The sequence below is a fragment of the Desulfatiferula olefinivorans genome (assembly GCF_054657895.1).
The window spans coordinates 61,722-80,675 of sequence record NZ_BAAHXV010000017.1; the positions used below are offsets into that span (position 1 = coordinate 61,722).

An 18,954-nucleotide genomic window follows, 5' to 3' on the forward strand; every position below is an offset into this window, starting at 1 on the left:
ATGCCCAGATCCGTTCTGCCGGCGGGCGATGCGCCGGAAATTCATCGGGCCGGTTTTCTGGTCTGCGATGCCGACTCCGTGATCGAAAACGGCTGCGTCCGGATTGAACGGGGCCGGATCACGTATGCGGGGCCGTTTACCCAACATCCGGACGGCCGGATTGTCGACCATGGTCCCGGCCTGCTGATGCCCGCCCTGGTCAACGCCCACACCCATCTCGAACTCAGTGCCCTCAAAGGCAGGCTGTCTGTCACCGAGGGGTTCGAATCCTGGGTCCGTCAGCTCCTTTCGGTTCGGGACGGCCTGGGTCTTGACGCCCTGACCCAGGGAGTCCTTTCGGGCTGCCGTGAGTTGATCGAATCGGGCACCGGTGTTGTCGGCGATATCTCGACCCTGGGGATCGTTGCAGGGCCCCTGACGAACAGCGGTCTGTCCGGGGTTTTGTTCCGGGAATATCTGGGCAACACCGTCCCGCCCGACGATGAGGTCGATGCGCACGGGTCCTTTGTCCGGTCCCTGGCCGGGCATGCACCCCATACCGGTTCACCGAATCTGCTGGCGGCCCTGAAACAAAGGTGTCGAAAACACCCTCGCCCCTTTTCCATCCATCTGGCGGAATCCGACGATGAAATGGCCTTCATCACCCGTTCAGAGGGACCCTGGGCGGAGTTTCTCACGTCTCGCAGCATTGATTTTTCAGACTGGGGCCTGCCGGCCCGAAGTCCGGTGCAGCACCTGGACAATCTGGGGCTTCTGGACGAGAACACCCTCTGCGTGCACGTTCTAAGGGCCGATCACAGGGACCTGGCGCTGCTCCGTCAGGCCCGGTCGCCGGTCTGTCTCTGCCCGCGCAGCAACCTTGCCCTTCACCAGCGTCTGCCGGACGTTCCGGCCATGATCGACCAGGGACTTTGTCTGTGTCTGGGCACCGACAGTCTGGCCTCTATCCCCACGCTCAATCTGGTCGATGACATGGCCCTTCTGGCCCATCGGTTTCCCGGCATAGCTCCCAAAGCCATTTTTCGCATGGCCACGGAAAACGGAGCCCGTGCCCTGGGTTTTGCCGACCGCTTCGGACGCCTGGCCCCGGGATATTCCGGTGTGCTCTGTTATGCCGATCCGGCCTTTCTCAGCAAACAGACTCTTTTTGAAAGTATGTATCATGGGTGACGATGCTTTAAAAATCAGCGAGGTGCGTATCGGACGCATCAGTTACATCAATGTGTCACCGGTTTACTACGGCCTGGACCGGCAGCTCAAGCCGGACTGGCTGACCATGGTCACCCGGCCCCCGGCTGTTCTGAACAACCTGCTTGCACGGGGGGAGATCGTGATGAGTCCCGTGTCGTCGGCCGCCTATGCCAGGCATCATCGGGACTGGATCCTGATGCCCGATGTGTCCATTTCAAGTGACGGGAAGGTGATGAGCGTTCTTCTGGCCGGCCATTATACCCTGGATGATCTGGACGGACGTACCCTCATGTTTACCGAGGAGTCGGCCACGGCCGCCAATCTGGTCCGTTACATCCTGGCCCTTCGGGGCATCCGGCCCCGCATTGAAACCCGGGCGATTACCCATCCCGGCGATCTGGCACCGAAGACCGATGCGGTGCTGGTCATCGGGGATGCGGCTTTGATCGAACCCTGGGATCGGTTCTTTGATCATGTGTACGATCTGGGGGAGATCTGGAAAACGATGACGGGCCTGCCCTTTGTCTATGCGGTCTGGGCCGTCCGTCGTGATTTTGCAGCCGAGCATCCCGAGGTGCTGGCCGAACTCAAACGGTTGTTTCGGGACTCGAAACGTTTGGGAGAGATCCGCCGGGATGAGATCGTCAAAGCGGCCTCAGAGCGCATCGGGCTTTCTCAGGATCGTTGCCGGGAGTACTTTCAGCATCTGAATTGCGATTTGAACGGAGTACACCTGAAAGGACTTGCCGCCTTTTTTGAGGGACTTCATGCCGTGGGCCTGATTCCGGAAAAAGTGACCCTCGAACTGGCCTGAGGCCGGGTGCCTGTCGGCCCCAGGCGGGTTCAGGTCAGGGCGCGACTTTGGAGAGTTTGAGGGTGGTGTGGGTGTTGTCCTTCCAGGGCCAGATCATGGCCAGAACCTTGCAGTCCTCGAATTCTTTGTAATACAGGGTCTGCCCCACCCGGATGCCGCCGAAACTCCGCGTGATGGCGGAAAGGTTCTCATCGGGTTTCTTCCAGCGTGATTTCAGAGGCGGCCCCAGGATCCCGGACAGGGCCCGGTCCCATTTTTTCAAATCTTTGTTGAAAAAAACGATTTCGCTGTAGGTATCGGTGCGTTTCCGCCGTTTGGATATGGTCAGATCACTGAACTTGCTTTCGATCCTTTCCAGCATGGTTCCCTCCTTGTGATGGGGCGTTGGGTTCGGGGTTTGGTGCTCGGCTTCGGGTGAATGATCGGGTGCGGTCAGGTCAGAGATCGTCGAAAGACGATAGACGCAAGGAAAATGGAATAAGCCGGTCAGATGGAATCTTTCACGAATGCCGTCATGAACAATGCCTGGATTCTATCATGAAGGGTGCCGGCATTTCAAGGGCTTGTTCAGATCGCATCACCAGGCATAAAGCGGCCCGTCGAAGTGCGGCAGCAGGCCTTTTTGTCGGGCCATGTCCAGAAAACGGGTGACGGCCTCATGCCCTTCGGGGCCTAAATCCACGGTAAAGGAGTTGACATACAGATCGATGTGCCTGCGGATGACCGAATCGTCAAGCTCCTGAGCGTGGGCCTTGACGTAGGCCCGTGACCGGTCGGGATGCTCGAAGGCGCAGGTGACGCTTGCGGCGATGCCGCGTTCGATGGTCCGGATCAGGTCCGGGGCAAGGGACCGCTTGACGGCAATGCCGCCCAAAGGGATGGGAAGACCGCTGACGTCTTCCCAAAAGGCGCCCAGGTCCGCGACCTGGATCAGCCCGTGATCCGTAAAGGTGAACCGCCCCTCGTGGATGATCACGCCGAAATCGACCTCGCCCAGGGCCACGGCGGGCATGATCCGGTCGAAGGGCATGGGGATCGCGTTAAACGGCTCGTCCAGGTAAAGACCCAGCAGGAGATGGGCCGTGGTATGGAGCCCCGGAACGGCAATGGCGGACCGGTTCAGGGCGGCCGGATCCTGTCCCGGCCGGGCGACAATCAGCGGTCCGCATCCCCGGCCCAGGGCCGCACCGCTCCGCAGCAGACCGTAATTATCCAGAAGCCCTCCCAGCGCCGCGAAGGACAGCTTGCTGATATCGTATGTTCCCATAAGGGCCTTTTGATTGAGGGTTTCCACATCCTCGATGACAATCCGGTAATCAAGCCCGTCGCGGGGAACAAGGCCGTGGATCAGGGCATGGAACAGAAAGGTGTCGTTGGGGCAGGGGGAATAGGCCAGGGACAGGGATTGTGCGGCAGTCATGGCGTTTCTCCGGGTAAGGGAAAAGAGCGGATCAGGCCGTCCAGGCAGAGACCGCAGCGTTCAAAGGCAAGGGGCAGGTTCCAGGCGTTTTTGTCCCGACGTCCCACCCGGTTGGAGGCGCTTCTGATTTCAAGGAACGGGATATCGTAAAACCGGGCCAGATGGGCCGCCGCCGCACCTTCCATGGATTCCATGATCGGGGCGTGGGCGCTCACCAGCGCCTCGGCCCTGGAATCGCGGGCCGTGACGGTCGAGACGGTGACAAAGGGCCCCATGACCGCCCGGGCGCCCGTCGGTTCCATTATCCCCCGTGACAGGATCAGGGCCGTTTCGGCCAGATCGGTGTCCAGATTATAGCTGCCGGGTCGGCCGTGGAGGTCATCCAGCAAGGGAAAGGGCAGGGGATCGGGCCGAACCGGATCATCCGATTCGATGCCCGTATGGATGTCCGTTTCCCGGGTGGCGATGCCGATGTCGCCCGGGCCAAGCCCCGAATGATCGAAATATCCGGCGCAGCCGCCGTGGATGATCAGGCCGGGACGCAGCCCTTCGATCAGGGCCGTCATGGCCTGGGCCGTGTTGATCATGCCCGGGCCTGTGACCAGAACCCCGGTCCGCCGTCCCGTGACGGTGGTCTGATAAAAGGACCGCCTGCCGATCGTCCGTCTGACGGCCGATGAAAAGAGGGTCGCAAGACCTGAGGCTTCGGCCTCGACGGCAACGGTGACAAGGATGTCAAGACCCGGCTTCATCGATGACTCCCAGGCAGAGCAGGCTGACGAGGCGGTCGATCCAGTCTTGGACCGTGTCGCGGTTTCCGGTAAAAATATCCGTACCCTCGGCCATGTGGGCCAGGGACCGGCTCAGGAGAAAGCGGTCCATCACCGCGTCGATCATGAACCCCGCCGTTGGGATGTCGATGCCCGGCCGGAGTTCGCCGCGGTCTTTGGCCTGTTCGAGCAGGGATCCGATAAAGTCCAGGCTGTTGGCCCGGATGGACTTGAGGAGGGTTTCGCGCAGGGGAAGGGTCCGGTCGTGGTAAAGGGTGACATAAAGGGTGTAGATGGCCGGCCGGCTTTCGATGAACCGCACCCCTTCGGACAGGGTCATGCGCAGCCGGTCGGCCAGGGGGCGTTCCGTACTGCGGTCCCGGACGGTTCGGAGGTAGTGTTTGACCTCGTCCATGGAACGGGCGAAAAGATAGAGAAACAGCGATTCCTTGTCGCTGAAGTACTGATAGACCGATCCCTTGGCGATGCCCAGCCGTTTGACCATGGTGTTGATGCTGGCCGCCTGGTAGCCCTTTTCACCGAATTCGGCCAGGGCGGTCTCGATGATGGCCTGCTGTTTGGCCGGGTCGAGATTCAGAAACGTTTTGGACGGCGTCACGGTGCGTGCCTCCCGGTCAGGCCATGTTCCGGATGGCGGTGAGGGCCAGTCGGTAGCCCTGGATGCCCAGGCCGGCGATCTGGCCTGTGGCCACGCCGGACACCATGGAATGATGACGGAATTCCTCACGCTTGTAGATGTTCGACAGATGGACCTCAATGACGGGCACCGTGTGCAGCAGGAGGGCGTCGCGGATGGCCACGCTGGTGTGGGTGTAGGCCGCCGGGTTGATGATGATGCCGTGGACCTGGCCCATGGCCTGTTGGATTCGTTCGACCAGGGCCCCTTCGTAGTTGGACTGGAAACAGTCGACCGTGATGTTCATGCCGGCGCCGAAGGCGGCCAGATCTGCGTTGATGTCGTCTAAGGTATCGCGGCCGTAAATCTCGGGTTCCCGTTTGCCCAGCATGTTCAGGTTGGGGCCGTTGATGACGAGAACGGTCAGGGGGTGATCGGACGGCTTCATGGTGAACGCTCCTCGATATCGGTGGTTAATGTGACGGGGCCTTCTCAATCACGGGCTTTTGCGTTTCCTTTGATCTTGTCCCGGAAATCGGCAATGGTGGCCCGATAGTCGGCGCTGCCGAAAATGGCGGACCCGGCCACGAAGCTGTCCACACCGGCATCGGCGATGGTTGCGATGGTCTTGCCGTTGACGCCCCCGTCAATCTGGATCAGGGTGGAAAGTCCCCGCTGGGTGATGATCTGTTTGAGGGCGCGGATCTTGTCCAGGCTGTTTTCAATAAAAGCCTGTCCGCCGAAGCCGGGGTTGACGCTCATGATCAGAACGAAATCCAGGTCTTCGAGTACCCATTCAATGGCGGAAAGGGGCGTGGCCGGATTGAGGGCCACCCCGGGCCGGGCCCCGAGATCCCGGATCAGGTGGATGGTCCGGTTCAGATGGGTGCAGGCTTCGGCGTGAACGGAGATCAGATCGGCCCCGGCCGTGACAAAGTCCGGAATCAGACCGTCGGGTTTTTCGATCATCAGATGCACATCGAGGTCCAGACGGCAGGACGCTTTGGCGGCCTGGACGATGATGGGTCCGTAGGTGAGGTTGGGCACGAAACGACCGTCCATCACATCGATATGAATCCAGTCGGCACCGGCGTTTTCAACGGCTGAGATTTCTTCGCCCAGTCTGGAAAAGTCGGCTGAGAGAATGGAAGGGGCAATAAATTTCATGGTCTATCCTTAAACGACATTGGGTTTTCAGTCATAAAACCGGGTCTGGACCAGGGTGTCGTCCTCGTAAAGAAACACGGTGGCTTCGCTGTTTACCGGAACCATGATCCATATCTCTTCCCCGGGCCGGGCTTCCTGGTTGTATACTTCATAAACGCTTCCGTCGCAACTCATCTGTGCCCGGACCTGTTTTTTCAGAAAGCCGTGTCCCAGGGTGTGGCGAAACAGGCGGGTGCCCGCATCGGCGTCGTAAATCCGGTTTTTCCCTTCCTGAGGCCGGTTGATCGACAGATTGACGGTGGCCCCTTCGGTGACCCGGGAGCCGGGCGGGGGATCGTGCTCGGTGATCACGTTCAGCGGCGTTCGCGGCAGCGAAACCCCTGTAATGGTTCCCACCGTCAGGCGACGGCGGCCGATGGAGCCGATGGCCTGATCAATCTCCATTCCCGTCAGATCCTCCATCACGAAGGTTTGGGGCCGTTTCCCCCGGCTGACCAGAAGATCCACGGTGCTGTTCCGTTCCAGGGCTTCGCCCGGTTCGGGGTACTGGCTGATGATGGTGTCTTCCTGAATGTCGTCATGGTACACCCGGGCCAGCCTGCCCGGCATCAATCCTTTGTCTGAAAGCAGACGCTGGGCTTCCGGGAAAGTCTGTCGTACCAGAGGCGGGACAAACACGGTCTTCGGGCCCTTTGAAAAAACGATCCGGACGTCCCGGTCCTTCTTGATGATGGTCCCCGGTTCCGGATCCTGGAAGATGACGTGGTTCCGGGCAATCAGAGAGGAGTATTCCGTGCCGCTGACTTTGGTGTTCAGGCCCAGCCCGCTGAGCATTTCAAGCACCTGAACCACCTCTTTGCCCACCAGTTCCGGGACCACCACGCTGTCTTCGTTTCGTATGAAATAGGTCAGGGCCAGGTAGGAAAAGACCCCGGTCATCACGAGAAACGAGAAGAAAATCAAGGTGGTTTTGAGGATCTGCCTGATCATGGTCGCATCCTGGGAATCAGAAAAAATTTGATCTGTTATAGCGGTTAAGCCGTGTTTTTTCAATGGGTATTGTTCGATTTCCATGGGCGGGCCGGGCCGGGATCGCAGAGCCGGGCGCCGAGCCGTCAGCGATGCTTTTGACCCATGGGGGTTTTGGCGCGGGAATAGACATCGTCCGGCAGGTCGGAACGGCGGCCGCTTTCAAGCTGGTGAAATCCGGCTGCGGCGATCATGGCGGCGTTGTCGCCGCAGAGGCTGACGGGCGGGATGTGAACCCGCAGGCCGTAGCGTGAGGCCTTTTCGGTGACGGCGAAGCGCAGGCGGGAATTGGCCGCCACGCCGCCCACCACCGAGATGTCCCGGCAGCCTTTTTCACGGGCCGCGTGGATCAGTTTGTAGGTCAGAACCTCCACCACCGACTCCTGGAATCCGGCGGCGATGTCGGGAAGGCGGTCCGCATAATCGGGATGGTCGTCGATGTACCTGCGGACGGCGGATTTCAATCCGCTGAGGCTGAAATCATAGGAGGATTTGTCCAGCCAGGCCCGGGGAAAGGGGATGGCTGCGGCATCGCCCCTGCGGGCCAGGTCGTCGATGATCTTTCCGCCGGGATAACCCAGATCGAGCATCTTGCTGACCTTGTCGTAGGCCTCGCCCACGGCGTCGTCCCGGGTCTGGCCCATCAGCTCGCATTCGGTGTGGGACAGCACATGATAAATGCTGGTGTGGCCTCCGGAAACCAGAAGGGCCACATAGGGAAACCCGGGGGTGGACTCGCTTAGAAAAGCCGAGGTGATGTGGCCTTCCAGGTGATTGACCCCCACCCAGGGAATGTTTCGGGCATAGGCAAAGGCTTTGGCAAAGGAAAATCCGATGAGAAGGGCTCCCACCAGGCCAGGGCCCTGGGTGACGGCCAGGGCGTCGATGTCCTCCATGTCAAGCCCGGCGTCGGAAAGGGCGGCCCGGACCACGGGAACGACGGCTTCCAGGTGCTTGCGGGCCGCGATTTCAGGGACCACGCCGCCGTAGACATGGTGGTCGGCAACCTGGGAGGACACCACGGACGAGAGAATGGTGTTTCCGTCGCGCACCAGGGCTGCGGCGGTTTCGTCACAGGACGTTTCGATGCCTAAAACAATCATGAAATTAACCGGACGGCGATCAGACCCATTCGACCTGGGGTTCGTCTTTCTTGCGACCCGCGATCTCGCCGATGACGAAGGCCTTTTCATCCATGGCGTTCATCATTTCCAGCAGGGGCTGGGCCGAGTCTTCGGACACCACCGCCATCAGACCGATACCGTTGTTGAAGGTCCGCCTCATTTCATGGTCGGTGACGTTGCCCGCATCCTGCAGGAATTTGAAAATCGGCGGGACCTCCCAGCTTCCCTGGGTCAGGACCGCCTTGCAGGCGTTGGGAATCACGCGGATGATGTTTTCGTTGATGCCTCCGCCGGTGATGTGGGCAAAGGCGTACACGGGATGGGTCTTGATGATGCTCAGAATGAGGTCCGAGTAGATCTTGGTGGGGGTGAGCAGTTCTTCACCGATGGTTTTTCCCAGCTCGGGCACATGGTCGTCGATTTTGAGCTTCAGCTTGTCGAAACAGATTTTGCGGACCAGGGAATAGCCGTTGCTGTGCAGGCCGGTTGAGGCGATGCCGATGATTTTCTGGCCCATGCGGATTTCCGACCCGTCGATGATTTTATGGTCGTCCACGGCGCCCACGGCAAACCCGGCCAGGTCGTATTCGCCCTTCTGGTACATGTCGGGCATTTCGGCCGTTTCACCGCCGATCAGGGCGCAGCGGGCCTGCTTGCAGCCTTCGGCGATGCCTTTGATGATGTCGGTGGCCGTGTCGTTTTTCAGCTCACCCATGGAAATGTAGTCCAGGAAGAAAAGGGGCTCGGCGCCCTGGACCGCGATGTCGTTGACGCACATGGCCACCAGATCGATGCCGATGGTGTCGTGCTTGTCCATCATGAAGGCGATCTTGAGCTTGGTTCCCACGCCGTCGGTGGAACTGACGAGAACGGGTTTTTCCATATCCGATAAATTGGGGGCGAACAGAGCGCCGAACCCGCCGATGCTGCCGATCACACCGGGGCGTTTGGTCTGTTTGGCGATGGATTTGATGGCGTCGACCAGCTTGTTGGCTTTATCAACGTCGACACCTGCTTCTGCGTAGGTCATGGATTTACTCATAGATTTTTTACCCTTGTTATCATCGGAAAAACTTGAATCTCATATTTGCGGTCAGACCAGACGTGTATGGTCAAACAGTTATAAAACATTAATAGCTAAACCGATTCAGGCCAAAAGTCAAAACAAATTTTTTGACATCAAAGGGTTCTTATTGTAGGTAAATAGGGGCTTTGCGCAACTGGAAAAAAATGAATTCAGGCATGTTTTTTGATTTTCAGCCGATATGGCGTTTTTTGACCGCAGATCGATTGCCGACGGGGTGACGATCATCGGTCCGGGAGAGGTGTATGAGACGTATTCAAGTTGGGATGATCGGTTTCGGAACGGTGGGTACCGGCGTGGCCAGGCTGCTCACGGAAAACCGGGAGATTATTTCGTCACGGATCGGTGCGGAACTGGTTTTGAAACATGTGGCGGATCTGGATATCGAACGGGACCGGGGCGTTGTCCTGGCCCCCGGTGTTCTGACCACCGACGCCCAAAAGGTGGTGACGGATCCGGACGTTGATATCGTGGTGGAACTGATCGGCGGGGACACCGTCGCCAAAGCGCTGACCCTTTCGGCCATCGAAAACGGCAAGCACGTGGTTACGGCCAACAAGGCCCTTCTGGCCGGGTCCGGCCTGGATATTTTCACCGCCGCCCGGACACACAAGGTGGACATCGGTTTCGAAGCCAGTGTGGCCGGATGCATCCCCATCATCAAATCCATCAAGGAATCCCTGGCCGCCAACCGGATTTATTCGGTATCGGGCATCCTGAACGGGACCTGCAATTACATCCTGTCTAAAATCACGTCCGAAGGCAGCACCTTCACCGAGGCTTTGAAAAACGCCCAGGACAACGGCTACGCCGAGGCCGATCCCACCCTGGATATCGAGGGGATCGACGCGTCTCACAAGCTGGCCATCCTGACGGCCCTGGCCTACGGCATGACCATCAATCTGGAGGATATCTACGTGGAGGGCATCAGCGGCATCGCCCAGGAGGACATCCGTTTCGCCGAACAGCTGGGATACCGGGTCAAGCTTCTCGCCATCAGCAAACACGTCGGGGACGGGGTCGAGGCCCGGGTCCATCCGACCATGATTCACGCGGACAACCTGTTCGCCAGCGTCAACGATTCGGTGAACGCCGTCAACGTCAACGGAGACGCCGTCGGTGACATGTTCTTTGTCGGGCGGGGAGCCGGGATGATGCCGACGGCCGGCGCCGTGGTCAGCGACCTGATCGACATTTCCCGGAACATTCTGTCCTGCACCAGCCAGCGCGTGCCGCTTCTGTCCTTCCAGGACGGCCATATCAAAACCATCCCCGTGATTCCCATGGACCGGATTATGTCCCGCTATTATTTCCGGTTCACCGTGGTGGACCGCCCCGGCGTCCTGTCCACCATTTCAGGTATTCTGGGCAACATGGGCATCAGCATCAAATCGGTTCAGCAGGCCGAAGGGGACGGTGACGGCCCCGTCCCCATTGTGATGGTGACCGGCCCGGCCATGGAGTCGGACGTGAAAAAAGCCGTCGCCGAGATCAACCGGCTGACCATCACCGACGGCAACGCCGTGATTATCCGCATCGGCGAGGATGCCGGACATTAAACGAATCAGAGGACACCATGAATATTATCTGTTCCGATCTTGAAGGGGTGTTTGTCCCTGAAATCTGGATCAACGTTGCCCGTAAAACCGGGATCGAAGACCTGAAACTGACCACCCGGGACATCCCGGACTACGACGTGTTGATGAAACGGCGGCTTGCCATTCTTGATGACAAGGGTCTTACGCTCAAGGACATCACCGACGTGATCGCCACCATCGATCCGCTTCCCGGCGCCCGGGAATTCATGGACTGGATGCGGTCTGTGACCCAGTTGATCGTGGTGTCCGACACCTTTCTCCAGTTTGCAGGCCCCCTGATGAAGAAGCTGGGCATGCCCACGCTGTTCTGTCATGAACTTCTGATCGACGGGGGCGGCCGCATTGCCGGGTACCGGCTTCGTCAGGCCGATGCCAAGCGCAAGACCGTTATGGGTTTGAAAAGCATGAATTACAAGGTCATCGCCTTTGGTGACTCCTATAACGACGTGAACATGCTCAAGGAGGCGGACCGCGGCTTTTTGTTCTGCCCGCCGCAGAATGTGATCGACGAGTTCCCCCAGTTTCCGGTGACCACCGATTACGACCAGCTGAGGGGTCATATTGAAAACGCGATGGAATCGCTCGCTTAACCCGGGGAGTCACGCCCATGGCCATCGACATTTCGAAATTCAAGACGTGTAAGGTCCTTGTTTTCGGTGATCTGATCATCGATGAGTTCATCGAGGGAGCCGTGGAGTCCGTCTCGCGGGAGGCGCCCATCCCCGTGGTGACCGTGTCCGACGAACGGGTTTCCCTGGGCGGTGCGGGCAACGTGGCCCACAATCTTGCAGAGCTGGGGGCCAGGGTGTCGGTCGTCGGCCTGACCGGGGCCGGACCCGACGCCGATCTGCTCAAAAAAATTCTTGGCGATGCCGGGATCGATGCCACGGGTGTCTGTACCGACCCCAACCGGATGACCACCCGGAAAACACGGATCACGGCGGCCGGTCAGCAGGTGCTCCAGATCGATCGCGAAAGTTCCCGCCCCATGACCAGTGCCCATGAGAGCGCCATGATCCGGTCCCTCCGTGAGATTCTGCCCCGGATGGACATCGTCGTCGTTTCGGACCGGGGCAAGGGGACCCTGACCCGGCCGATGATGACCGAGATCGTCACCCTTTGCCGCAAACAGAACAAGGTCATCATCGCGGATCCCTGGGGATCGCACTTCGAGCGGTACACCGGAGCCACTCTGCTGACGCCCAATGTCCGGGAAGTGGCCCGGGAAACCGGCCTTGCCGTCACCGATCAGGCCTCGCTGTTCAAGGCCGGAACCGAACTTTTACGGATCACCCGGGCCGAAGGTCTGATTGTCACCTGCGGCAAGGACGGGCTTGTGCTTTTCGGTCGCGGATCGCAACCCTTTGTCATCCCCTCCGAGATCCGTCAGGTCTTTGACGTGACCGGAGCCCGGGATACCATGGTGGCGGTCCTGGCCCTGGCCCTGGCCACCGGAGGATCGTTCAAAGACGCCGCCGTCGTGGCCAACGTGGCCGCCGGGATCGTGGTGGGCAAACCGGGCACGGCCCGGGTGTCCGAAAAGGAGATGATCCTTGAACTGATGGCTTATTCCGGAGCAAGCGCCTCCGCCGCCCGGAACCCCTTCGACGGCAGAAAAAACCTCTACTGATGAACCCGCCAGAGACGACGACGCTTGACATGAGAGACGACAAACAGGGGGTGATCGTTTCCGTGTTCGTGCTGCCCAAATCCTCGCGGAACATGATCTCCGGCATCCATGACGGCGCCCTCAAACTCAAGCTCACGGCTCCCCCCGTGGACAACGCCGCCAACAAACTCTGCATCGCCTTTTTGTCCAAAACGCTTAAACTGCCCAAATCCGCCATCGAAATCGTTTCCGGCCACACCGGCCGAAACAAACAGCTTCTGATCCGATGCCCGGGGCAGGGCGACCCCTCCTCCGAAAAGGCCGACATAAGATCCCGGCTCCTGGCTCTGACCTCCGAAAAAACCCAAACAAACCCTTGACATTCACCCCGCCCGCTTATATAAGTACCAACACTTGATGCGGGGTGGAGCAGTCTGGTAGCTCGTCGGGCTCATAACCCGAAGGTCATAGGTTCAAATCCTGTCCCCGCTACCACAATGAAATCAAAGGGTTAGGCGTAAATGCTTAGCCCTTTTTTTATTGGGTGTTTGATGTTTTCCAACCCTATTTCCAACCCGCACGGCAAACCAAGGGTTTTCATCTATTATTTTGTTCAGCCATATTTTTTTTTGGTAAGGGGCCTGGATCGGGTTAAGGTGACACGGAAAATAGACGAACAGTTTTTTGAATGCCTGGGGGGTTGGAAATACGGTTGGAAAAGTAGGGATGGAGTTTTAAATCGTGAACACCTTGCCGTTGATTTTGATCGTTGTGCCCTTGGGGGCATTCTTCAAAAAATCCTGAAGCGTCTGGCCGTCCTTGGTGCGGTATTCGACTTTGAGCCTGGTGGCTGTTTCGTGGTTCTCGTCTTTGGGGTCTTTGCTATCCTGTTTTTCCATGGTGGCCTCGCAGGGTAAGGGTTATGTCAAACTGTAACCCCACTGACGGCATCGGTCAACCAATGTTTTGTTGCGGTGACAGGGGAGGCATGCGAACCACCCGCCCCTGTCCGTCACGATCACATTCTTTGAAGTTTCTGAGCCATTGCCTCTTTCAAAAGCTTCTGGATCTCAGGTGGAAGCCCGGCCAGGACATCACCGATAGTCACACCAACGTCGAGCTTTGTTTTTTCAGACCACCCCTCAAACCTCTGATAACAAAGCTTCGCCGCCTGAACGTCGCCCTCAGCCGCTTTTTTGAGCAAAGCCCGGTCCGCACTTGCCAGATGAGGGGCATACTTTTCACGCCTGAACTTCAGTCCCTCGGCCTCGATCTCTGAGAGTTCAGCCGGTGCAAAATGTTTGTACAGCGTTTCGTGATTCTTGTATCCGCAAACGGTTAGGGCGATAGTCCGCCGATCCGGGAACGGGTGTTCTGCATCGCCAATGTATTCAATAATCTTGTGTCTGTTGATCTCTTTCTTTGTCATATCAAATCCTTATCTGTTTTTTATGTGTTGTTATTCAAAGACCACCTTGATCGGCTATCAGCTCGCGTAATGACCCCCAAAAAATCTTGCCCCGGCCATGTTTCGGGTGTTGCCATAATCAACCCATCAAATCGGCGACGGCATTACCAGTCCCATCGACAAACTCAACGTTGATAGTCATCCCTTTGTCCTGCTGGCTGTTGTCTTTCTCGAACAAACCAAGGTGCTTCATCAGGAGTTCCAAGGCCCGGACCTTCACGGCCCATGAACCCCCTCTCTCTGAAATTTCATGAAGGGGGACAAAAGCAACGGTTTTCAGTTCGTCCACCACGGTGTCCGCTTTAAGATCGGTTCTTTCGGCTCGTTCAGCCATCGCAGCCTGAATGGCCTCTTGGACCTTAATATTTCTTAACAACCTTACGCCTTGCTCTGCCGCTGTTTTCGGAGAATATCCAGCCCTTATCGCCGCCTGTGTTGCATTCAGATCAATGATATATTCATTGACGAACATTTCTTGTTTTGCGGTCAGTTTCTTCATTATTTACCGTCCCTCATTTTTCCCATAATCCAGCCCACGGCCATGCCACCACCTTGTCCTGTGTGACGTGTTCCCGTGAGGGCTCCCAGGTATTCAGACCACCCCCACCAAAAAAGGACGAAGGCCCCCGGCTTCATCGGGACATCCAGCTTTGGGAATGGGGATGCCGTTTCAATGTTCATGCTTTCGTCCCCTCCGGATAGCGTTCACAATCATGCTCTTTTCCGGTTCAGGCCCCACCATTTCATTTTCAAGGCCTGTTCTGAGACTGACGATTCCCGTCTTGATCCGTCTTGTGGCCCCGGTGATCATGGGGTTATGCTCGTACGCGCCGGTGTCCTGAAACGCTTCGATCAGTTCACAGAAGTAGTTCAGTTCTCCCGTCAACATTTCCCGCTCCGTGCTTGATGCTTGAAAGTCCATGAGGATTCCTTTTTAGGGTTAAGGGACACCGTGACGATGCCCCCGTTTGACCCGCTTTATTGCTGAACAGCCGTGACCGTCTTGACTTGCAGGATAACCCCGCTTCCGCTCGTCTCCGTCATCGTGTAGCTGCCACCGTCTCCGTAAACATAGGTGTAGGTATGCTCCGGCTGTCCATCCCCGGTTGTGTCGATAGTCTGAGTCAAGAGACGCCCGGACCCGTCATATGTCCAGGCCCCACCGGAAAGGAGAGTGTCAGTTCCGTATTCGAACCGTCTGCTGGTGCTGATTCGGACCCCCGAAAGGTAAGTGTCCGCCCGATAGCTTTCAGGGGTTCCATCCACGTTCTCGTCGAAGTCCTGCCGGTAAATCCTGCCCTGGTCGTCGAAATATACAACGGTCCGCTGGTCGGTCGTCCCGTTGTTTCCAAGGTCTACAAGTTGCGCCTCAACCCTGGCGCATAGAGCGTTTGAAACGGTCAGCAAGATAAGGATGATTGTTAAGAGACAGATTTTTTTCATTTAATTTTTCCCTTCGTTTGGCTTTTTATGACAGGCCCCCGGAAAGCGAGGCCCGCCGATGTTTATGATAAATAATACCCAAGTAAGCCAACGGCAGCCCCGACACCGGCCCCAACTGGCCCGAGTCCCGCGCCCGTCGCCGCCCCGGTTGTCAGTGCCGCGCCAATAGATGCCCCGGCCCCTGCCCCTGCAAGCCCTGCCGTCAAGCCCTGGCCCACGGTCTTGTCCGGCCTCGGGATATTCGGCTGCATCCCCCCGGCTGTTGACCTTGCCTGACTCATAAGCTGTGTCGCACGGTCAAGCCCTGTTGTCTTGTTTTCGAAAACCGGTTCAATGCCCGGAATTTGTAAGCCTGCCATATTTATTTCCTTTCTTGTTCGAGTAAGTGTTTATGAAAATTTCGATGTTCAAAAATGGTCCATTGGCTTTGCCCTTTGATTCTGAGTGTTAAAATTTTGCCCCGGTCGATATTGGGGCGGTCCTTGCCGCTTGGTTTTTCCTTGGGGCCTTGTGGTATCCTTTTCATTCTAAAATTCACCACTGTATTGTTCGTTGTTGAACAATATCGGGTCAGAGTCGGAGGCCTCCGGGTTAATCTCCTTCATCCGGGTAATTTCAAGATCAAGATTTTTAATATAGCCCCAGTTAGATTCTATTCGAATCCCCCCGCCCTTCGTTATGCTGTAAAAAATCGTCTTCCCGGTCGGGTTGTTAAAACCTTCTTTAACCATTTTGCATTTCTCAATTTTACATCGGTTTACGGTCCCATATATCCCTTGGTAACAGTGGTGCAACGATAGATAGAGCCTCGCTTTTGCAAGCGTACCGTCTCCACCCCTGGCCGTGTCCTTGCCCTTCGTTTTTTGGAGTGCTATCATTGAAACGCCTTTGTCCAATGCGTCTCTTATGCTTTTTATGCTGTTCTCAATACCCGCATACCCAGCGTCAGAAGGCGGCTCCAGATAATCAATGTAGACGAGCTTGTTTTTTCTTCCGTTGGATATAACGTCTTGAAAATTATCAGATTTGTCTATTATTTCAGCTTTTGACCACATCTCTAAATCAGGATCAATGCCGACTACACGCATTTTAAATTCGGATTCACCCATTTCAGACGAGATATAGAGAGGATTTTGAAATTCTGATTCAATGATATTTTCGCGCATGTTTTCCAGCATGATAGCGGTTTTGCCTGCGTTGGACTCCCCTGCAATCACGATAATATTTTTCGGTTGCATCACAACGTATCGATGCAATCCAAACGGCAGCTTGATATTCAGGGGGTTGATTTTGATATTTTTGGTAATATCGATTTGTTGCTCTTCAGTTTCTACGACCCTAAATGTATTGCGCTTTGTCTCGTGACCCTTGACAATGTTTTCTTTCTTTAGCCTCTGGATGGCTTTATCGAGCGCGTCTTTCTGGGATTTTTCTCTGTAGCCAAAATGAGAGACGATCTCGGAAAACATAAACTCCCCGGTATGACGGCAGCACCATTCCTTCACATCGTCGTATAGGGTGTTTTCTTTTCCAGACAATTGAGTTTTGACCATTTCTAATCCCTCCAAGATATGCAGATCATTAAAATCTGTGGGGTTCGTTGATGTACTTTTAAATTCGGGTATTGCGATCTTTGCACCTATTGCGTTTGCAGCTTCGGTTCCATATCTCACGCCTGTGTTGATGTCTTTGTATTGGTCGTTGTCGCATGCGATTACAATCTTTGCCTTTGGCAGAGCCTCACGTAAACTGATAGCCACAGGGGTTAAATTCCCTGCATAAAACGCCACCACAACACTAAACCCGGTCGCCATATGGATACTTGCACCTGTTGAAAACCCCTCGCAAATTACAAATATTTCCTTGCATCCAGGGATGTAAAACGCACCGCCTTTAGTCGTGCCATTCGAAAGAAACTTTTTGGACTTATCCGGGCCGATGAACTGGAGGCTCATGATTTTATGATTTTTTCTGACAGGGACAATTAACGAATCACGATAAACCCGTGTCCCAAGGGGCAAAACTTTTTTCCTTTCGAGATATTCATGGGTTGATTCTTGTGATTCGTTCCAAATCTTTTCTGCTTTTTCGGAAGCGGCCATACTCTCTTGCTGCCGGATCAATTCGCAATCGGCTTTGATTTTTTCGAACTCAGCCTTTACAGCTTCGATTTCCTGCGCTGTTTTCCCCTCCCCAAAATCGGTGAACTTGACATAAAGACCGGTAGACCAATCACCAAAGCAGCCATAAGAAGCACCATCGGTTTGATTATAAAAAAGCCACCCGTCAAGGTTCCGGCCATCAACCGGGAAACGCTGAATCCTTCCGAGATCTTTTATCTCACCAGGGTAAAGGCTGTATTCAGCCATCTTTTCAAGAAATTTCATAAGGTAACCTGTATTCTGGATCGTAAGTGGCTAAAAATTCCAAGGTGTTTTGATAAACCTCTTTCTTTCGCTCGTGGGTGAAGGATTCCCAATGGCGTGTAATCATGTTCGGATATTCAATAGGTTGTTTGAAGTTCATAGCCAGCCTGTCGTAAGCCAGATTTGCATATCCATCACATGCCATATAGATGGGTTTACATGGCTTTTCTGGCTCTTGAACAGGCTTTGGATGCCATTTGTCGTGGTTGCGTTGCCATGTCCGCACTGTCGCCTTCCAGTCTCGCATGGGTGTGTTTTTCTTGCCAACCCGCCAGCCATTGGATTCATGGTGATCAAAAAATGCATCGGGATCAACATCTTTGCCATGTGTCGAACAGTAGTCTGTCAATTCTTCCATGGTCGGCTTTTTGAATTTGCTTGATGAGCCCGTATTATCTTTGGATAGGATAGGTAAGGCAAGGAAAGGGGCATTGCCGTTTGCATGCACTCCGCATACGGGCGGCATGCTGTCCGCATTCTGTCCGCATTCCTTTTTACCGTCGCTTGCATCTGAACCGCTTGAATTATAATGTGATTCGCTTGAATTGTGTTTGTTGTCATTTTGGGGGGACCATCGCTTTTCGGCGGCTTTACGGGCGAGTTCTGATCGTAAACCGGCTTTACATGCCCAACTTTGATGTTCAGACCAATCATGGACAACCATCAGGCCGTCCTCGGCAACGTCAATCCACCCAGATTCCGTCAGAGCATCAAGCAGCATCTTGGGCTCGCCCTCCCATCCGCATGAATCGGCAACGTCATCTGCGTTCCAGCCGGTGAGAACCCCGTCAGGCCGATCAAGAGCAACGGTCAACCAAAGGTCGATTAGATACGAATCGGCCCGATCACCTACAAGCCTTCTAAGCTTCTTCCGTTTCCGGTGGTTTTTGAAGCCGATCGACAACCGGATATCAGAATTCATGGGCTACCTCTTCGGCGTCCAGAGCTGTGTCAATTTTCTGGGAAAGATCCTGATCGAACCGGTTGAAGTCGATCCGGCTTTCCAGTGAACCACGCCATACTCTGATGAGAAAAAGCATGATACTGTCCAAGGCGCTGTAATATTTCAATTTAAAATAGCATTTGTGTTCTATGAACATTTCGGGTATGTTCCTTTTACAAGTTTAAACATTGAGTTCCCGAGAGTCCGGTATGGTTGGCCCCATGTCCGGAC

Annotated in this window: 23 protein-coding genes and 1 tRNA gene; 7 read left to right on the plus strand and 17 right to left on the minus strand. The window is 55.8% G+C overall.

Going from position 1 to position 18,954, the window contains the following annotated elements:
* Both ACYQ11_RS13035 and ACYQ11_RS13040 read left to right on the plus strand, forming a co-directional pair.
* The gene (locus tag ACYQ11_RS13035; RefSeq protein WP_459924235.1) at window positions 1-1,170 is read left to right on the plus strand and encodes an amidohydrolase family protein; all 1,170 of its coding nucleotides are present in this window, start codon (window positions 1-3) and stop codon (window positions 1,168-1,170) included.
* Window positions 1,163-2,005: a menaquinone biosynthetic enzyme MqnA/MqnD family protein gene (locus ACYQ11_RS13040; RefSeq protein WP_459924236.1), complete on the plus strand. Its 843-nt coding sequence runs from the start codon at window positions 1,163-1,165 to the stop codon at window positions 2,003-2,005. The genes ACYQ11_RS13035 and ACYQ11_RS13040 overlap by 8 nt, the downstream gene beginning before the upstream one ends.
* A 34-nt stretch (window positions 2,006-2,039) precedes the next feature.
* Here the strand turns inward: ACYQ11_RS13040 and ACYQ11_RS13045 are convergent, their stop codons facing one another.
* The 9 genes from ACYQ11_RS13045 to purM all read right to left on the minus strand — a co-directional run bounded on the left by ACYQ11_RS13045 (window position 2,040) and on the right by purM (window position 9,194).
* Window positions 2,040-2,366, minus strand: a complete 327-nt coding sequence (locus ACYQ11_RS13045; protein ID WP_459924237.1) for a hypothetical protein — start codon at window positions 2,364-2,366, stop codon at window positions 2,040-2,042.
* A 216-nt stretch (window positions 2,367-2,582) separates the two neighbouring features.
* The gene (locus ACYQ11_RS13050) at window positions 2,583-3,425 is read right to left on the minus strand and encodes a 1,4-dihydroxy-6-naphtoate synthase (protein WP_459924238.1); all 843 of its coding nucleotides are present in this window, start codon (window positions 3,423-3,425) and stop codon (window positions 2,583-2,585) included.
* Window positions 3,422-4,177, minus strand: coding sequence for a futalosine hydrolase (gene mqnB / locus ACYQ11_RS13055; RefSeq protein ID WP_459924239.1), 756 nt, complete (start codon window positions 4,175-4,177; stop codon window positions 3,422-3,424). The genes ACYQ11_RS13050 and mqnB overlap by 4 nt, the downstream gene beginning before the upstream one ends.
* Window positions 4,161-4,814 (minus strand): TetR/AcrR family transcriptional regulator, encoded by a 654-nt coding sequence (locus ACYQ11_RS13060; protein ID WP_459924240.1) that lies wholly within the window; start codon window positions 4,812-4,814, stop codon window positions 4,161-4,163. Before ACYQ11_RS13060 ends, mqnB begins: the two co-directional genes overlap by 17 nt.
* Before the next feature lie 16 nt (window positions 4,815-4,830).
* The gene (aroQ, locus tag ACYQ11_RS13065) at window positions 4,831-5,280 is read right to left on the minus strand and encodes a type II 3-dehydroquinate dehydratase (RefSeq protein WP_459924241.1); all 450 of its coding nucleotides are present in this window, start codon (window positions 5,278-5,280) and stop codon (window positions 4,831-4,833) included.
* Window positions 5,281-5,324: 44 nt separating this feature from the next.
* Window positions 5,325-5,999, minus strand: coding sequence for a ribulose-phosphate 3-epimerase (gene rpe / locus ACYQ11_RS13070; RefSeq protein WP_459924242.1), 675 nt, complete (start codon window positions 5,997-5,999; stop codon window positions 5,325-5,327).
* A 27-nt stretch (window positions 6,000-6,026) separates the two neighbouring features.
* Window positions 6,027-6,989, minus strand: a complete 963-nt coding sequence (locus ACYQ11_RS13075; RefSeq protein ID WP_459924243.1) for a PASTA domain-containing protein — start codon at window positions 6,987-6,989, stop codon at window positions 6,027-6,029.
* 125 nt (window positions 6,990-7,114) lie between these two features.
* Window positions 7,115-8,131, minus strand: coding sequence for a tRNA (adenosine(37)-N6)-threonylcarbamoyltransferase complex transferase subunit TsaD (gene tsaD / locus ACYQ11_RS13080; RefSeq protein ID WP_459924244.1), 1,017 nt, complete (start codon window positions 8,129-8,131; stop codon window positions 7,115-7,117).
* A 19-nt stretch (window positions 8,132-8,150) separates the two neighbouring features.
* Window positions 8,151-9,194 carry a phosphoribosylformylglycinamidine cyclo-ligase gene (gene purM / locus ACYQ11_RS13085; protein ID WP_459924245.1) on the minus strand — a complete coding sequence of 348 codons (1,044 nt, stop codon included), beginning with the start codon at window positions 9,192-9,194 and terminating at the stop codon, window positions 8,151-8,153.
* Between the two features lie 287 nt (window positions 9,195-9,481).
* On the opposite strand from purM, the gene ACYQ11_RS13090 reads away from it, so the two are divergent.
* From ACYQ11_RS13090 to ACYQ11_RS13110, 5 genes are all read left to right on the plus strand, one after another.
* The gene (locus ACYQ11_RS13090) at window positions 9,482-10,795 is read left to right on the plus strand and encodes a homoserine dehydrogenase (protein ID WP_459924246.1); all 1,314 of its coding nucleotides are present in this window, start codon (window positions 9,482-9,484) and stop codon (window positions 10,793-10,795) included.
* A 17-nt stretch (window positions 10,796-10,812) separates the two neighbouring features.
* Entirely contained in the window at window positions 10,813-11,424 is a 612-nt protein-coding gene (gene thrH, locus ACYQ11_RS13095; RefSeq protein ID WP_459924247.1) for a bifunctional phosphoserine phosphatase/homoserine phosphotransferase ThrH, read from the plus strand.
* Window positions 11,425-11,441: 17 nt separating this feature from the next.
* Window positions 11,442-12,464 carry a bifunctional heptose 7-phosphate kinase/heptose 1-phosphate adenyltransferase gene (locus tag ACYQ11_RS13100; RefSeq protein ID WP_459924248.1) on the plus strand — a complete coding sequence of 341 codons (1,023 nt, stop codon included), beginning with the start codon at window positions 11,442-11,444 and terminating at the stop codon, window positions 12,462-12,464.
* A 29-nt stretch (window positions 12,465-12,493) separates the two neighbouring features.
* Entirely contained in the window at window positions 12,494-12,823 is a 330-nt protein-coding gene (locus tag ACYQ11_RS13105) for a DUF167 domain-containing protein (protein ID WP_459924249.1), read from the plus strand.
* A 38-nt stretch (window positions 12,824-12,861) separates the two neighbouring features.
* A tRNA-Met gene (locus ACYQ11_RS13110) sits at window positions 12,862-12,938 on the plus strand.
* A gap of 239 nt (window positions 12,939-13,177) precedes the next feature.
* Here ACYQ11_RS13110 and ACYQ11_RS13115 read toward each other — a convergent pair.
* The 8 genes from ACYQ11_RS13115 to ACYQ11_RS13150 all read right to left on the minus strand — a co-directional run bounded on the left by ACYQ11_RS13115 (window position 13,178) and on the right by ACYQ11_RS13150 (window position 18,820).
* Window positions 13,178-13,342 (minus strand): hypothetical protein, encoded by a 165-nt coding sequence (locus ACYQ11_RS13115; protein ID WP_459924250.1) that lies wholly within the window; start codon window positions 13,340-13,342, stop codon window positions 13,178-13,180.
* 119 nt (window positions 13,343-13,461) lie between these two features.
* The gene (locus ACYQ11_RS13120) at window positions 13,462-13,872 is read right to left on the minus strand and encodes a hypothetical protein (protein WP_459924251.1); all 411 of its coding nucleotides are present in this window, start codon (window positions 13,870-13,872) and stop codon (window positions 13,462-13,464) included.
* Window positions 13,873-13,990: 118 nt separating this feature from the next.
* Window positions 13,991-14,410 (minus strand): terminase small subunit, encoded by a 420-nt coding sequence (locus ACYQ11_RS13125; protein WP_459924252.1) that lies wholly within the window; start codon window positions 14,408-14,410, stop codon window positions 13,991-13,993.
* 171 nt (window positions 14,411-14,581) lie between these two features.
* Window positions 14,582-14,833, minus strand: a complete 252-nt coding sequence (locus ACYQ11_RS13130; protein ID WP_459924253.1) for a hypothetical protein — start codon at window positions 14,831-14,833, stop codon at window positions 14,582-14,584.
* 56 nt (window positions 14,834-14,889) lie between these two features.
* Complete coding sequence (locus tag ACYQ11_RS13135) at window positions 14,890-15,354, minus strand: hypothetical protein (protein WP_459924254.1); 465 nt, start codon at window positions 15,352-15,354, stop codon at window positions 14,890-14,892.
* 527 nt (window positions 15,355-15,881) lie between these two features.
* Complete coding sequence (locus ACYQ11_RS13140) at window positions 15,882-17,741, minus strand: toprim domain-containing protein (protein ID WP_459924255.1); 1,860 nt, start codon at window positions 17,739-17,741, stop codon at window positions 15,882-15,884.
* Window positions 17,728-18,702, minus strand: a complete 975-nt coding sequence (locus ACYQ11_RS13145; RefSeq protein ID WP_459924256.1) for a hypothetical protein — start codon at window positions 18,700-18,702, stop codon at window positions 17,728-17,730. The genes ACYQ11_RS13140 and ACYQ11_RS13145 overlap by 14 nt, the downstream gene beginning before the upstream one ends.
* A complete protein-coding gene (locus ACYQ11_RS13150) occupies window positions 18,692-18,820 on the minus strand; it encodes a hypothetical protein (RefSeq protein WP_459924257.1) in 129 nt (42 codons plus the stop codon). Before ACYQ11_RS13150 ends, ACYQ11_RS13145 begins: the two co-directional genes overlap by 11 nt.
* Window positions 18,821-18,954 lie beyond the last annotated feature (134 nt).